Origin of the sequence: Algibacter miyuki (assembly GCF_030409805.1) — a bacterium.
Lineage (GTDB): Bacteria > Bacteroidota > Bacteroidia > Flavobacteriales > Flavobacteriaceae > Algibacter > Algibacter miyuki.
Genome location: NZ_JAUFQP010000013.1, coordinates 536,716 through 553,473 on the forward strand (window position 1 = coordinate 536,716; position 16,758 = coordinate 553,473).

A 16,758-nucleotide genomic window follows, 5' to 3' on the forward strand; every position below is an offset into this window, starting at 1 on the left:
GATGCAGAAGAAAAAACGAATTTTACTAAAAGTGGGCTCCAACACGCTCACCAAAGAAACCAATTATATTTCGAGAGGTAAAATTGAAGATATGGCAAGTCAAATTGCAAAACTTCAAGATACTTGCGAGTTTGTTATTGTTAGTTCTGGCGCCATTGCTGCAGCAAAACAGTTTGTAAAATTGGAAAGTAAGCAAGAGGAGGTATTTGTAAAACAAGCCTTAGCGTCTATCGGGCAGCCACATTTAATTCGTATTTATCAAGAAATTTTTAGAGATTACGGGTTGTTAACATCGCAGTGTTTACTGTCTTATTCCGATTTTGAAAAACAGGAAAGTAAAACCAATATTGTGAACACCATAAATGTGTTGGTTCAAAATAATTACATTCCTATTATTAATGAGAATGATACGGTAGCAACCGATGAAATTAAGTTTGGAGATAACGATAAATTAGCGGCATTAACGGCTTCGCTTTTAGAAGTCGATTTATTAATTATAGCCACAAATACTCATGGTATTTATACCAAGGAATCGATAAAAAGCAATACGCCAGAAACCATTAGAGAGGTTTTAGATTTTGATGATTTGAGACGTCAAGTAGTCGATTCAAAATCGTCTCACGGTACAGGTGGCATGCAATCTAAAATTGAAGCTGCAGAAGTAGCTAAAAATTCAAATATTGAAACATGGATTGTAAACGGTTTAGAAGACCATTTTATAGTCAATGCTTTTGATGATAAAGTGCCGTTTACCAAAATAAAATAAGTACACATTTACAACGTTAATTTAGCGTGTAAATAAAATAATAAAGACATTCAGAAAATGAAACATTACACATCCATAAACGATATCGATAACATCAATTCTTGGATAGAAGAAGCGAAAGGTTTAAAGAAAAATCCATTACAAAACATTGAATTAGGAAAAAATAAAACCATTGGGTTGTTATTTTTTAATTCGAGTTTGCGTACGCGTTTAAGCACGCAAAAAGCAGCTTTGAATTTGGGTATGAACCCGATTGTAATGAATGTTTCTGGCGATGCTTGGGGAATCGAATTTGGAGATGGCACAGTAATGAATGGTAGCACGGCTGAACATATTAAAGAAGCTGCAGCTGTAGTGTCTCAATATTGCGATATTATTGCAGTGCGTGCATTTCCTAGTCTAACCGATAGAGAATTGGATGAAAGTGAATATGTTTTAGAGTCTTTTAAAAAGTTTGCTTCCGTTCCTGTGGTAAGTATGGAAAGCGCTACAGGCCACCCGTTGCAAGGTTTAACCGATGCGATTACAATTTCAGAACACGCTAAGGTATCTAAACCAAAAGTGGTTTTAAGTTGGGCGCCACACATAAAAGCGTTGCCACACGCTGTTGCAAATAGTTTTACACAAGCCATGAGAAAAATGGATGTAGAGTTTGTAATAGCAAACCCGGAAGGTTATAATTTAAATCCGGAAATTACTGGAGATACGCCAATTTATCACAATCAAGAAGAGGCCTTTAAAGACGCCGATTTTATATATACAAAAAACTGGAGTTCTTATGAAGATTACGGTTTAGTGGATAATATTGATCCTGAATGGATGATTACTAAAGATAAAATAGGTGATGCTAAATTTATGCACTGTTTACCGGTGAGACGAAATTTAGTTGTAGAAGACGCTGTTTTAGATAGTGATAGCTCTTTAGTTATTCAGCAAGCCAATAACCGAACGTATGCCGCGCAATTAGTGCTAAAGAAGATCTTAGAAGACTTATAGATGAAAGAAAAATTATCGATAGTAAAAATAGGAGGAAATATCATTGAAGATGAAACGGCTTTAAATGCTTTTCTCAAATTGTTTTCTAATTTAGAAGGCAAGAAAATTTTGGTGCATGGCGGCGGAAAACGGGCTACACATATCGCGTCAAAACTGGGTATAGAATCGCAAATGGTTAACGGGCGTCGTATTACCGATGCTGAAACTTTAGAGGTGATTACCATGGTTTATGGTGGTTTAGTAAATAAAAATGTAGTCGCAAAATTACAAGCTTTAAACACCGACGCAATTGGCTTAACAGGCGCAGATATTAATGCCATTAAGTCCGTAAAACGTCCGGTAAAAGATATCGATTTTGGTTTTGTAGGCGATGTAAAACAGGTAGCTCATCAATCTATAGATAAATTAATTCAAGCCGATTTCACACCTGTTTTCTGTGCAATTACGCACGATGGAAACGGACAATTATTAAATACCAATGCGGATACTATTACTTCGCAAGTTGCGGTTGGTATGAGTGCCTTGTATGAGACTTCAATTTATTACTGTTTTGAATTGAATGGTGTTTTAGAAGATATTAACGATAAAAATTCAGTAATAAAACACATCGATTCTAATACTTATAAAGATTTGTTAGATCGTGGTATTATTGCTGATGGCATGCTTCCGAAGTTAGAAAATTGCTTCGATGCTTTACGTAACGGTGTCAAAAATATAAACATGGGAAACACAGCGATGTTAACCCAAGAAAATAATAATTTCACAACAATAACCTTATAAAATGGGACTAGAGAAATTAACGAGTGATGCTATTGCGCTTTTAAAAAAACTGATAGAAACGCAATCTTTTTCTTCGGAAGAAGATGTTACAGCAGCACATATAGAAGATTGGTTTAAACGCTACGAAATTGATTTTAAACGCACAAAAAATAACGTTTGGGCAGTTAATAAACACTTCGATGAAAGTAAACCAACACTGTTGTTAAATTCGCACCACGATACTGTAAAACCAAATTCGGCTTACACTAAAGATCCTTTAAAAGCTATTGTAGAAGATGGTAAGTTATTTGGTTTAGGTAGTAATGATGCAGGCGGTTGTTTGGTGTCGTTAATTGCAACATTTACACATTTTTACAATCACGAAAATTTAAAATATAACCTAGTTGTTGTCGCTTCCGCGGAAGAAGAGAGCAGCGGGCCAAACGGGCTAAATAGTATGTTGGCGGTTATTCCTAAGGTAGATGTTGCCATTGTTGGCGAACCTACTTTAATGAATTTGGCTGTCGCCGAAAAAGGACTTGTAGTTTTCGATGCGGTTGTAGAAGGTACGCCAAGTCACGCCGCACATCCAAACGATAATAACGCCATTTATAACACGATAGAAGCCTTACAATGGTTTAAAGATTTGAAGTTTGAAAAAGGCTCAGAAGCTTTAGGAGATGTTAAATTGACAGTGACTCAAATAAAAGCAGGATCACAACATAATGTGGTGCCAGCGCACGTCGATTTAGTTATTGATGTTCGTGTAAACGATGCTTACAGCAATAAAGAAGTTGCTGAAATTTTAGAACAAAGCGCACCGGTAACAAGTATTAAGGCGCGCAGTTTACGTTTGAATTCATCATCTATTCCAATCGATCATGCCTTAGTTAAGGCAGGTATTGCTATGGGACGCACAACCTATGGCTCACCAACATTATCCGATCAAGCCGTGCTTACGTGTCCGAGTTTAAAATTAGGGCCAGGAGATAGCACCCGCTCGCATTCGGCGGACGAATTTATTTATGTCAACGAAATAGAAGAAGGCGTACAGATTTATGTTGAATTGTTAAATCGGGTTTTACTTCCTGCGTAAGCTGAACCCTTTTTTAAGTAGTGGTATTAACTAAAATTGAAAGTAGAAATTTCTGCTTTCATAAACATATAAAAAGATTCCTGCTTTTATGGGAATAACAAAAAAATAATAGAATGAAACTCTGGGACAAAGGTATATCGATAGATAAAAAAATAGAACAATTTACTGTTGGAAACGATAGAGAAATTGATATTCATATTGCGAAATACGATGTTATAGCATCGCGAGCACATGCCAAAATGCTTCAAAAAATCGGGATTATTACGGTTGAAGAATTGGTAGATTTATTGGGTGGTTTGCAAGTTTTAGAAAAGCAAATTGAAAACGGCACTTTTGTTATCGATGCTCAATTTGAGGATGTTCACTCTAAAATTGAGTTTGAGTTGACGAAGTCGTTAGGTGAAGTTGGAAAAAAAATACATACAGCACGTTCTAGAAATGATCAAGTTTTAGTGGCTTGCCATTTATATTACAAAGACAATTTAAGTGTTATAAAAGATAAAACACAAACACTTTTTAATACGCTTTTGGATTTAGCAGATACGTATAAAGATAAAGTTTTACCTGGTTATACGCACTTGCAAGTAGCTATGCCATCATCTTTTGGATTGTGGTTTTCTGCTTATGCAGAATTAATGATAGACGACGTGTTTTTACTAGATGCTGCTATAAAAACGGTAGATCAAAATCCGTTAGGTTCGGCTGCTGGTTACGGAAGTTCTTTCCCTATCGATAGAGAGTTAACAACCAAAGAAATGGGCTTTGCAACACTTAAATATAATGTGGTTGCGGCACAAATGGGACGTGGTAAAAACGAGCGTACTATTGCTATGGCTTTAGGAAGTTTGTGTAATACATTGTCTCGTTTTGCGATGGACACCTGTTTATACATGAGTCAGAATTTTGGATTTGTTTCTTTTCCAGATGAATTAACAACGGGAAGTAGCATTATGCCACACAAGAAAAATCCTGATGTTTTTGAATTAATTCGAGGAAAATGTAATAAAATTCAAGCCTTACAAGGTGAAATGGTTTTAATAACCAATAATTTACCAAGTGGATACCACAGAGATTACCAATTATTAAAAGAAAACATGATTGCTGCTTTTGAGGAATTAAAAGACATTTTAGACATTTTTAATTATTCTATTCAGCAAATTATTGTAAAAGATATTGATGTAAATAGCGATTTGTATAAATACTTATTTACGGTTGATAACATCAATACATTGGTGGTAGAAGGACAAAGTTTTAGAGAAGCTTACCAAAAAATTGGTGGGCAAGTTCAAGACGGAACTTATGTGCCAGATACTTCTAAAAAACACACGCATGCAGGAAGTATCCATAACTTATGTTTGGATAAAATTAGAGCGAAGTTTCCGGTATAGTTTGTTTTAAAACACGTCTAAACGCATAAAAATGCAGAACATAAAGATTGATAAGTTTGTATTATCGATTATAGGTATTATTATAATAGCCTACTTTTTACCCGAATGGGGAACTAGTGAAAGCAAAATTCCTATCGACACGATTAGTGCGGTAGGAATTTCGCTTATATTCTTTTTTTACGGATTAAAATTAAGTCCGGAGAAGCTAAAAGCAGGACTTAAAAACTGGAAATTACATGTTTTGGTTCAGGCTTCTACATTTTTCATTTTTCCTATTTTGGTTTTAGCTTGTCGTCCATTAATTCAGGATGAAGCGCAAGAAACCATTTGGTTAGCTTTCTTTTTTTTAGCCGCATTACCGTCCACAGTATCATCGTCGGTTGTTATGGTGTCTATGGCGAAAGGAAATGTGCCGGCGGCTATTTTTAACGCCAGTATTTCTGGAATTATTGGCATTGCTATTACGCCGCTCTGGATGGGGCTTTTTGTTAATGATGCTCAAACCGATTTTGACTTTACCGCGATTTACATTAAACTGATTGTTCAAATCATTTTACCTGTGGTCTTAGGACTTCTGTTACAGCGTTATTTGGGCGGTTTTGTACAGAAACATAGTAGTAAACTGACGCTTTTTGATAAATCTATTATTCTTCTAATTATCTATAAAAGTTTTGCTGAATCGTTTACTGAAAACATTTTTAGTTCGGTATCGGTAGTGGATTTATTTTGGCTTTTTGCTGGGGTTGTTGTGTTGTTTTTGGTAGCATTTAACCTGACTGGTTTTATGGCTAAAAAAATGAACTTTACCAAAGAAGATCAAATCACGGCGCAGTTTTGTGGGACTAAAAAATCGTTAGTACACGGTACGGTGTTTTCTAAAATTATATTTGGAAATATGGCGACTATTGGCATTATTTTATTGCCACTGATGTTGTTTCATGCGGCACAAATATTAATTATTAGTATGGTAGCCGCTAGATTAGCTAGAAAGACGGATTAAGCTTTTTAATTTAACGTATTAAATTTGTTTTAATTTAATGATGAATCTTGACGGATAGCTGCGTTAGGGATTGATGCGGCATCCTTTTTTTTCTGATGAAATACTTATTTATAGGATAGTACATTTTTTTATAACACAGACTTTATTTGCTAATACACCGAAAAAAAAGATATAGCGGAAAGCCCGACCGTTTGTAGTTTTTACGGAAAAGGGTAACGCCAAAAATGAAATTAAAAAAGTTACTTAACGATTATAAAAAAAGCGCATTTAAAAAAATGCGCTTTAGAAGGGATCCAAGATTTTAATGTACAGCGTGACTAACTCAAAATAATTAAATAATAGTGGATTGCCCTAAGTGTATGTTGGTAAAATTCAGATTGGTTTCATCGGGATGGTTTATAAAATCTTCAATGAAATCGCCAACCTTGGTGGTGGAAATATTATCGTACTTGGTGTTTAAATCGGGTGTGGTAATGTGTAATTTTAATGATTTATCGACACCTTCGCGCACACGGCTTGCCTCTTCATCTAATCCGAAATGATCTAACAGCATAGCTGCGGATAAAATGGACGCGATAGGGTTTGCTATGCCTTTGTTGGCTGCCTTGGTGTAAGCCCCGTGAATGGGCTCGAACATGGCGTATTTGTCGCCTATAGAAGTGGATGCCAACAGGCCGATAGAACCTACGATAACGCTGGCTTCTTCGGAAAGGATGTCGCCAAACATATTTTCGGTTAAAATAACGTCGAATTGACGTGGGTTGATAATAAGCTCCATGGCTGCATTATCAATATACATGTACCTTAGTTTTACGTTTGGGTATTGCGGTGCAATTTCTTGCACAATGCGTCTCCAAAGGCGTGAGCTTTCTAAAACGTTGGCTTTATCAACTAAAGTGATTTTGTTTTTTCTTGATTGTGCGGCTTTAAAAGCGGCGTGAGCAATGCGCTCTATTTCGAATCTGTTGTATGTACAGGTATCGGTAGCGGTATTGCCGTCTTCGCTTAGTGTATGGTCACCAAAATAGATGCCACCAGTAAGTTCGCGATAGATAAGTATGTTGACGTCTTTGATCTGTTTGACTTTTAGTGAGGATTTGGTAAGTAAATCATCATAAGCAATTACAGGACGTATGTTGGTGTGTAAACCGAGTTCTTTTCTAATACCTAAAAGACCTTGTTCTGGACGTATTTTTGCATTAGGATCAAGATCAAAAGAGGTGCGCCCAATGGCTCCAAAAAGCACCGCATCGGCATTTTTACAAATAGCAATGGTTTCGTCGGGTAGTGCGTTACCTGTTTTGTCGATAGCACAAGCACCTACAAGTGCATGATTGAAAGTAAATATGTGGTTAAAATCCATGGCAATGGCTTTTAACACCTTTACGGCTTGCGCGGTGACCTCGGGACCAATGCCATCACCTGGTAATACGGCTATATTTAATTTCATCTGTTCGTGTTTTTATTAAGGTTTACAACATCCAAAATAATACATTTTATTTTGAATGTTGTATCCTTTTAAGTATTAAGACGAAATAATTTCGCTATACATTTTACTGTTTTCTATAATTTGATGAATATCGCTATCGATAACTTCTTTTTTCTTATCAGCGTATTCAAGGAAACTTGTGTAAACCTCGTCTAATTGAAGTTTAGTTAACTCGTAACCAATGTTTTTTGCTCTATATGCTAAAGCGGCACGACCACTACGGGCTGTTAATACAATGGCAGATTCAGTTACACCAACATCTTTAGGATCGATAATTTCGTAAGTTTCACGATTTTTTATCACACCATCTTGGTGAATTCCTGAGCTGTGTGCAAATGCATTTGCGCCAACAATAGCTTTGTTTGGTTGGGTGTAAATCCCCATACTATCCGATACTAATTGACTTAAGCCGTAAAGCATTTCGGTTTTAATGTTGGTATCTAAGTTGAGGTAAGGATGTTGTTTTAAAATCATCACCACTTCTTCTAAAGCGGTGTTACCAGCACGCTCGCCAATACCATTAATAGTACATTCTATTTGGCGTGCACCGTTTATAACACCTTCGATAGAGTTAGCCGTAGCTAATCCTAAATCGTTATGGCAATGGCAAGATAAAATGGCTTTATCTATCCCTTTTACGTTCTCTTTTAAGTATTTTATTTTTGCTCCGTATTCACTCGGTAAACAGTATCCTGTTGTATCTGGAATGTTTAAAACCGTGGCACCAGCTTTAATAACAGCCTCGCAAACACGCGCTAAATATTCGTTATCTGTTCTACCAGCATCTTCAGCATAAAACTCAACATCTTCAACAAAAGACTTGGCATAAGTAACGGCTCTAACGGCACGTTCTATGATGGCATCTTGTGTTGATTTAAATTTAAATTTTATATGTGAATCCGATGTGCCAATACCAGTATGTATTCTTGGTAATTTAGCATATTTTAAGGCTTCGGCAGCAACTTTTATATCATTTTCTACCGAGCGTGTTAAACCACAAACGGTCGCGTTTTTTACAATTTTAGAAATTTCTTCAACCGATCTAAAATCGCCAGGGCTAGATACAGGAAAACCTGCTTCAATAACATCTACACCTAAAAAATCTAGCTGTTCGGCTATAATTAGTTTTTGCTCTGTATTTAGCTTACATCCAGGGACTTGCTCGCCATCTCTAAGCGTTGTATCGAAAATTTGTACTTTATTATCAGACATTTATTGAAATATATTTTCTTATTGTTCTACGAAGTTATATTTTGGTTTAATAATATGAGAATACATAAAGTTATTATTACGATGTTTAAAACAAGAACATCAGTCTTAATGTATTGGTAATTAGCACTTTAATAGATACTTTGTAACTATGACGAAAGAACAAAAAGATAATTTGTTTGTACTGGTAAAATCACTTTCTAAATCCGAAAAGCGGCAATTTAAGCTTTATGTGGGGAGATTGGGGGTGAATGAAGATTCTAAATTTTTAATGCTGTTTAATATTTTAGAAAAATTATCAGTTTACGACGAAGCTACCATATTAAAAAAGGGGATTGTTAAAAAACAACAGCTTTCTAACCTAAAAGCACATCTTTACAAGCAAATTTTAATTAGTTTACGTTTAAACCCGTCTCATAAGGATATTCGTTTGCAAATTCGCGAACAACTAGATTTCGCAACTATTTTATACCATAAAGGACTTTACAAACAAAGTCTTAAAATTCTAGAAAAAGCTAAAAGTTTAGCCATTGTAAACGAAGAAAAAAATGTAGCTTATGAGGTTGTGGAGCTCGAAAAATTAATAGAATCGCAATACATAACTCGAAGTTTAAGTAATCGAGCCGATGAGTTAACTATTCAGGCTAAAGAGCTCAGTTTACATAATGTTTTAGCTAGTAAATTATCTAATTTATCATTGCAATTATATGGACTGTTTTTAAAAATAGGTTACATTAAAAACGATGAAGATTATAAGCAAGTTACCAAATACTTTAACGATAGACTCCCGAAATACGATATCAACCAATTAGGATTTCGTGAAAAACTGTGGCTTTACAAGTCGTATTTGTGGTATAGTTTTTTAACTGTCGATTTTTTATCTTGTTATAAATATTCATCTAAATGGGTGGATTTATTTTATGAAAAAGAAGACATGATTGCCTTAAATCCAGTGTTTTTTTTAAGAGGAAATAATTATTTATTAGAATCGCTGTATTTTCTTGGGAAATACAATAAATTCAAAGAAAGCCTTATTAAGTTTGAAATTGTAATTAACGAAAAATGGTTTCCAAAAGATGACAATCTCGACGGACTAGCTTTTCTGTTTAAATACAATAACAAATTCAATTTGCATTTTATAGAAGGTAGCTTTGAAGAAGGCTTACCGCTAGTAGATACCGTTTTGTTAGAGCTAAAAAGTTATAGAAACCGTATAGATGAACATCATGTTATGGTGTTTTATTACAAAATGGCAAGTATGTATTTTGGCGCTGGCGAAAACAAAAAATGCATTCAGTTTTTAGATAAAATTATAAGTAACAAGTCGTTACAGATGCGTGAAGATTTACTTTGTTTTTCAAGAATTTTAAATCTAGTTGCGCATTACGAAGCCGGTTTAGATTATAATCTTGATGTGCTTATTAAATCGACCTATAAGTTTTTAATTAAAATGGAAGATTTGTACGAAGTGCAACGTGAATTTATAAAATTCTTACGTGGTTTAGGAGATATTTATCCGCACGAAGTAAAGAACGAATTTATTAAATTACATAAGAAACTAAAAGAGTACGAAAACGATCCGTATCAAAGTCGCGCATTCCTATACCTCGATATTATTTCATGGCTCGAATCTAAAATTCAAAACCGCCCAATTGGGTTAGTGATCCGAAACAAATTTCACGATATGCGAGCAAAATAATTGGAGGTAGAAAAAACGATTAGCTCTTGAGGTTAACTAGTTTAAAACATTGTATTTAATATGTATAATGTTATCTAACGTGTTCCTTAAATTTGAAATCGTTTATTATACCATTTTTTATATTTTCTATTCTTTATAGATTTCGGACTTGGGAAATTTATAAACGCTTTACAGTATCCCGAATTGGCGTTGTTTTCTCCGTAAATATCATAGGGGATAATGGTGTATATCGGAGCTGCCTTGACTTCATGTTTGTTATATATCCATGTGTAATTCATGGTTATTAGAAGTTCTTCTTTTGATTTGTATCGAAAGGCCGAATTAATATCTGGGCCTTCTTTTATATATGGAATTTCTGCCAAAACATGCATGTCTGCTATTACGCTATAGTATTCTGGGTTCCAATCACAAGTAATAATTTTTGTCGACTTTACTTTCATTAAGTAAACTTTTGTGGCATATTCACCTTCATAGTCACAACAATCGCAGTAGTCTAAAATATAGGGATCTGTATTTAAAAATTCACAAACTTGCTCAGCTTGCTGCAAGGTCAAATTATCCCATGCATCAGCCCATAAAAATATAGGGCATAAAAGCAAAAATGTTAGTAAGGCGTTTTTCATATTTTGTTTTACTGAAGGGGGAGATTGTTGTTAGTTTCTCTTATTTACTTAAAGCTTTTAGTATGCGCTCTTCGTTTATAACGATATCTCGAAATAGTAGTTGATAATCAGACCAAAAACGAAGTTATTATTTTTTATGAAAAAGCAGTATATTTCTATTTACAAAAATCATACATTTTATATATATTGCTACGCTTGATTATAGGGCTTCAACTGGTGTAGTTATAAATAATGTTGATGAAATTGGTGTTGGTTTGAATATTTTTTGACCTGTACTATATTGTTGAATAAAGGGAGGTGTATTACTGTGTTTTTTTTTTTTTTTTTTGAATTTTCTATGTTGAGTTCATTAGTTTTTATTTAAATAATTGAAAAATATTAACGCTATGTATAAAATTGGATTATAAGATTTCTATTTTGGTGATTATCCTATCTTGCGAATTATTAAGCACATTATTTGAAATTAAAAAGAACGCTAAGCACTACAGTAGTTCTAAATAATATAAAATTCTTTTTCATTTTTATAATTAGTTATATACATAAACTTGTATGAGGTGTTAAATATATGTTCTATGTCGATACCTATACCGATATACTTATATATAATTAAATTTATCTTCTTTTCAATAAAATAAGGCTCTTGAAAAAATCAAGAGCCTTTAATTAAATTCTTGTTGGTTATTTATCCCACCAGACCTTAATATCGCTGTTATCTCCACCCATATTATTTACGGCAGTCTCTAAATTATCAGGATTTAAGGACTGTAAATAAGTAGGGTAGGGGATTCTAGAAGGGAAGTTGTTTTCTGAAGGTATACCTTCTCCTCTAGGGAGTGTAGGGTAACCAGTTCTACGTTTTTCAAACCAAGATTGAAAATCTACAAAAAAATAGGCGTAGTATTTTTGTAACATAATTTGTGACATCTGGCCTTCAGTTGTACCTGAAGTATCATATTTAATATTTTGTTGTTCTAAAAAATCCATGGACATAGAAGCTCCCCATTGCGACATAGAGGCCTTTATACCTGATTCATAATGGTCTTTTGCTTGAAATCCAGTTGTGAAATTTTTTAATGCAAGTTCGGCTTTAATGAATTCTACTTCAGCATAGGTCATCATAATCCCAAGTTGAGGAAATGTTTTAAGGTTATCGTGGTAACTAGAGTTTTGTCCCACAACATGTTGGGTGGTTACAGAGTAACCGCTTTCAGCTCCCCTGTAAATATCTTGGTTATTTTGTTCAACTGTGGTAGCCCATTTATGGAGTCTAGGGTCTTCGGAGTTATTAAGTCCATCGATAAAAAATTTTGCAAAACAAACGTTTTCTCTCCAATCTACTGTACGTGCATTGTAATAAGGATTAAAGTATGGAAATGAACCCGTATAATTAAAAATGGCATTATCATCAATACTAGTAAAAACAGGGTAAGTTTCCGGGTTACTCAAAATAACATTAATTTGAGACGTTATATCCATTTCGCTATCACGTTTAGAAATTCTAAGTAAAAGTCTTAATCGTAGAGAGTTAGCGAATTTCTTCCATTTGGTTATACCTAGGTTGCTATCGCTTGCTAATTCGTTTGCGTTGTAAACTAAATCTCCACCATAAGTGAGTGGTTTAGAATCGTCAAATAAAGAATTTGCGGTTTCCAAATCACGCAATAGTTGTACATAAATATCTTCTTGTTTGTCGAATTTAGGTTGAAAAACACCATCACTTGCAGAAGTTGCTTCAAAATAAGGTATATCTCCATATAAATCTGTTAAGATGGAAAAAGCCCATGATTTATAGACTAAGGCAATGCCTTTATAGTTATCCTCACCTAATTCTTCTGAAATTGTTTGTAAATCTTTAATATCTGTAAGATAACTATAAAAAGAATTCCAAACGCCTTCTCCTGGGGTTATAAAGTAACGGTGTTGACCACCACCACTAGAACTTTCTCTTGGTACATCTATTTGCATTAATTCATGAGTAAACGATCTAGATGATTGAATTGCTGAATTTACCATGCGGTACTGCAACTGCCCTAGTAATACTCCAGGGGTGATTTCTTCGGGTCTGTTGGGATCGGTATTTATTTCTTCAAAATCTTTAGAACAACTAGTCAATAAAATGGTGAAGATTAGTACGGTATTTATAAGGTTTTTGAACATGTTGATTTAGATAAAATTAAAATTTTAAAGTGAGATTAGTTCCGATAGAACGTGTGGAGGGAAACTGAGCTAATTCTACCCCTGGAGTTAATGTGCCATTATTTAGATTTCCACCTTCTGGATCGAAAGCAGGAAACTTTGTGAAGTTGAACAGCTCCCTTCCGAATAATGCGATACTAGCTCCTTGTAATTGAAGTTTATCGAGGAAATGTTTAGGGAGTCTATATTCTAGTCTAACTTCACGGATTTTAAGAAAATCAGTGCTAAAAATGTTTGTTTCGGCATTACTACTCTTGTAATAATTATTGTAATAAGAATCTGCAGCAATGTTTACGGTGTTAGGCGTATACGAGCCATCCGCTTGCAGTACTACTCCGTCTCCTATAATACCTGTTTCGCGGCCAGGTAAGGTGACTTTTGTTTTTCCTAAGGTGTTACTCTTATGGTTGGTGTGAGAATAGATACTTCCACCCGTTTGACCATCTAAAAGCATGCTGAATTTGAATTGACCAAATGAAATTTCATTCATGATGCTACCTTTCCAATCTGGAAAAGCATTACCTAATTTCTTTGCTTTTGGATCTAATGCAGCAGGAAGGCCAGCAGATGAGTAAATAATCTGCCCATCGGGAGAGCGCTGGAAGCCTCTGCCGTATAGATCTCCCATAAGCCCACCTACCCGAGCTTCTATGGACACGTTACTGCCACGTGCATATATTACTTGAGTTTCAATTCCATCTGAAAGCTCTTTAACATAGCTACGATTTGTTGACCATATTAAAGTTGTATTCCATTTGAAATTTTCATTATTAATAGGTTTGGCTGTTAATTTAAGTTCTACCCCTTGGCTATTAATTAAACCCGCATTAATTAATGCGTTAGAATAACCCGATACCGGATCTAGGGGAGTAGCTAAAATTTGGTTACGACTATCATTGGTGTAATAGGTTGCATCTAGCCCTAATCGATTATTTAATAATCGTAAATCGACTCCTATCTCATAACTTGTTGTAATTTCAGGTTTTAATTCGTTATTGAAAAGGGTACTAGGGTTTGTGAAACTGTTACTTAAAACTCTGTTATAATATTTTTCGGTTTGATAAGGACGGGTATCATTACCTACTTGTGCCCAAGATAGGCGAAGTTTTGCAAAAGAGACGGCTTGAGGAAGTGTTATTAAATCACTAACTATAAAACTAGTGCTTACCGATGGATAGAAAAATGAATTGTTTTTTAAGGGTAAAGTACTTGACCAATCATTGCGCCCAGTAAGATCTAAAAAAATACGGTCGTCTAAAAATGAAAGTTGTGAGATTGCATAAAGGCTATTCGTGGCTTTTTCTGTTTGTACAGGATCTAATACAGCCTGATCTAAACTATTAGAAATTTGATAAATACCAGGTTGCGCTAATTGATCTGCGTATTTACCAGTAAAATTATAGTTTTGTCGCATAGCATTACCTCCTCCAGATACTGTAAAACCAATTTTATTACTTAGATTTCCTGTGTAAGTTAATAGAAAGTCGGTATTAGATTCATAACTAAAAACATCCTGTTCGCGATAAGATCCAGTAGGGAATTTAGTCATACTAAATGGTCTTTGTTGGGTTCGAAACTCATACGCCATGTCAAGACCAGAACGCACTTTAAGGTTCAAGTTCTTGGAAAACTCATAATCTAATGAAATATTAGCTATAACTCCATGTTTATCTATTGTGTTTAACATTTCGTACATGCCTAAATATGGATTATCTGGCCCTGGGTTAAAAGGTTTTTTTTGTTCAACATCTTCTAGCCCGGGCTGCCAATAAGGCTTAAACCATTCGGGGTTTATACTAGGGGCCGTTCCAAGAATTAAAAAGTACATTAGAGATTGATTATTGTAACCGGCAACTGGAAGATTGTCGCTAGTTTTATTTGTGTAGTTAGCTTTACCACTAATTTTTAATTTGTTTGAAATATTCTGGTTAACAGACAGAGAAGCGTTAATGCGTTCAAAGCCGGTATTAGGAATAATCCATTTGTTCTTTAAATGTGTCACTGAAAACCTTGCAGATCCGTTGTCTCCTCCTCCTTCCAAGGAAATACTGTTAGAGGTAGTTGTTCCCGTTCTAAAGAATCCAGAAACATAATTATCGTAGGGTTTCCATAGGGTTCGTTCTGTAGGTTCACCGTCGAGGGAATTGGGATTATATTGAAAGTAGGATTGCCCTGAAAACTTTGGCCCCCATGCGCGGCCTGCTCCCACATTAGTGCTGGTGTTTAAACCATCTGGACTATCTAAATATGAATAATATTCAGAAGTGCGTCCTTCACCATATTCAAATTGATAGTCGGGATAGCGGTTAACCGCTTCAGTATTAAAATTAGAATTTATAGTAATACCAATACCATTTTTTTGTTTTGAACCCGATTTGGTGGTAATAATTATAGCTCCATTACCAGCTCTACTACCATATAATGCTGTAGCTCCTGGCCCCTTTAAGACGGTTAATTCTTCAATGTCGTCCGGGTTAATATCAGACAAGGTTGAGCCATAGTCTACAGGGCTATCAGAAGATAGGTAAGATGAAAAACCTGTGCCTGTAATTTTACTACTGATAGGGACACCATCAACAACTATTAGAGCTTGATTGTTTTCTAAATTTAAGGAAGATTCTCCACGAAGGGTTATACGAGTAGATCCCATAGGACCCGCCCCAGCTCCTTGAATATTTAGACCGGCAACTTTTCCAGAAAGAGCATTTGCCCAGTTGTTGGTCTTGGCATCCTTTACAGATTTTTCATTCATTGTCTGTGCCGCATACCCTAGCGATTTTTCTTCTCGTTTAATACCAAGGGCTGTTATCACAACACTGGATAGTTCCATGGCACCGGGTTCAAGCTGTATATTGATTTCTGTTCTTTTACCAACTATAATCTCTTTAGTTGTGTAACCAATATAGGAGATGATAAGTGCGTTATTATTGTTGGTTGTCTTAATTGAATAGTTGCCATCAAAATCAGAGGTTGTGCCGTTTGTTGTTCCTTTTTCAACAATACTAGCGCCGGGTAATGGAACCTTGTTTTCATCGGTAATAGTTCCGTGTATTAATTTTTGTAAATCTGATTTTTGATTTGTGGTTTTACCTGTTACATTGTTTTTTAATTCGGATCTGGTAAGGAATATACGAGTTTTGATAACTTTATAATTGGTGTTTGTTTGTGAGAAAACCAAATCGAGTAAAATATCAATAGATGTATTTTCAACATTTATAGCTATTGATCGTTCTAAGTCGACTGCCTGGATTTTATATACAAAACGAAAATCTGTGGAGTTCTCAATAGTGTCAATGAGGTTGGCTACAGATATGCTATCAAAATTAAGTGTAAGTTTGGTTTGTAATGAAAAGTTTTCATTTGCGTTAATTTTTAAAAAGGAAACTAAAAAGAATAGCATACAAAGTTTCATTTTGTAAGTCTGCTTTTGTAATGGGGAATTTTTTTTTGTAAGATTAAGTAGTTTTTTCATACTTTTATAGTGTTATATTGTGGTAATTCTTTTAGAAAAATCACTTTAGTCTAATCGGGGAATGT

General features: G+C 34.8%; 12 protein-coding genes. 7 read left to right on the forward strand and 5 right to left on the reverse strand.

All coding sequences use genetic code 11. The annotated features are described in order from the left end of the window. Nucleotide 1 precedes the first annotated feature (1 nt). From proB to QWY92_RS14655, 6 genes are all read left to right on the forward strand, one after another. Nucleotides 2–766 carry a glutamate 5-kinase gene (proB, locus tag QWY92_RS14630; RefSeq protein WP_290272562.1) on the forward strand — a complete coding sequence of 255 codons (765 nt, stop codon included), beginning with the start codon at nt 2–4 and terminating at the stop codon, nt 764–766. A 57-nt stretch (nt 767–823) separates the two neighbouring features. Next, entirely contained in the window at nt 824–1,762 is a 939-nt protein-coding gene (locus tag QWY92_RS14635; protein WP_290272564.1) for a Rossmann-fold NAD(P)-binding domain-containing protein, read from the forward strand. Further along, nucleotides 1,763–2,542: an acetylglutamate kinase gene (argB, locus tag QWY92_RS14640; RefSeq protein ID WP_290272566.1), complete on the forward strand. Its 780-nt coding sequence runs from the start codon at nt 1,763–1,765 to the stop codon at nt 2,540–2,542. A gap of 1 nt (nt 2,543) precedes the next feature. Next, on the forward strand, nt 2,544–3,617 hold the full coding sequence (locus QWY92_RS14645; protein WP_290272567.1) for a M20 family metallo-hydrolase: 1,074 nt from the start codon (nt 2,544–2,546) through the stop codon (nt 3,615–3,617). Between the two features lie 113 nt (nt 3,618–3,730). Then, nucleotides 3,731–5,005: an argininosuccinate lyase gene (gene argH, locus QWY92_RS14650; RefSeq protein WP_290272568.1), complete on the forward strand. Its 1,275-nt coding sequence runs from the start codon at nt 3,731–3,733 to the stop codon at nt 5,003–5,005. A gap of 31 nt (nt 5,006–5,036) precedes the next feature. Further along, complete coding sequence (locus QWY92_RS14655) at nt 5,037–6,005, forward strand: bile acid:sodium symporter family protein (protein WP_290272570.1); 969 nt, start codon at nt 5,037–5,039, stop codon at nt 6,003–6,005. A gap of 331 nt (nt 6,006–6,336) precedes the next feature. On the opposite strand, the gene leuB is transcribed toward QWY92_RS14655, so the two are convergent. Both leuB and QWY92_RS14665 read right to left on the reverse strand, forming a co-directional pair. Beyond that, nucleotides 6,337–7,455, reverse strand: a complete 1,119-nt coding sequence (gene leuB, locus QWY92_RS14660) for a 3-isopropylmalate dehydrogenase (RefSeq protein ID WP_290272571.1) — start codon at nt 7,453–7,455, stop codon at nt 6,337–6,339. Between the two features lie 75 nt (nt 7,456–7,530). Beyond that, nucleotides 7,531–8,706 carry a 2-isopropylmalate synthase gene (locus QWY92_RS14665; protein ID WP_290272573.1) on the reverse strand — a complete coding sequence of 392 codons (1,176 nt, stop codon included), beginning with the start codon at nt 8,704–8,706 and terminating at the stop codon, nt 7,531–7,533. 148 nt (nt 8,707–8,854) lie between these two features. Here QWY92_RS14665 and QWY92_RS14670 point away from each other — a divergent pair, with 148 nt between their 5' ends. Then, nucleotides 8,855–10,402 carry a hypothetical protein gene (locus QWY92_RS14670; RefSeq protein ID WP_290272574.1) on the forward strand — a complete coding sequence of 516 codons (1,548 nt, stop codon included), beginning with the start codon at nt 8,855–8,857 and terminating at the stop codon, nt 10,400–10,402. 86 nt (nt 10,403–10,488) lie between these two features. On the opposite strand, the gene QWY92_RS14675 is transcribed toward QWY92_RS14670, so the two are convergent. The 3 genes from QWY92_RS14675 to QWY92_RS14685 all read right to left on the reverse strand — a co-directional run bounded on the left by QWY92_RS14675 (nt 10,489) and on the right by QWY92_RS14685 (nt 16,621). Next, nucleotides 10,489–11,025 carry a hypothetical protein gene (locus QWY92_RS14675; protein WP_290272575.1) on the reverse strand — a complete coding sequence of 179 codons (537 nt, stop codon included), beginning with the start codon at nt 11,023–11,025 and terminating at the stop codon, nt 10,489–10,491. A gap of 678 nt (nt 11,026–11,703) precedes the next feature. Beyond that, entirely contained in the window at nt 11,704–13,182 is a 1,479-nt protein-coding gene (locus QWY92_RS14680; protein WP_290272576.1) for a SusD/RagB family nutrient-binding outer membrane lipoprotein, read from the reverse strand. Between the two features lie 16 nt (nt 13,183–13,198). Further along, on the reverse strand, nt 13,199–16,621 hold the full coding sequence (locus QWY92_RS14685) for a SusC/RagA family TonB-linked outer membrane protein (protein ID WP_290272577.1): 3,423 nt from the start codon (nt 16,619–16,621) through the stop codon (nt 13,199–13,201). Between the last annotated feature and the right edge of the window lie 137 nt (nt 16,622–16,758).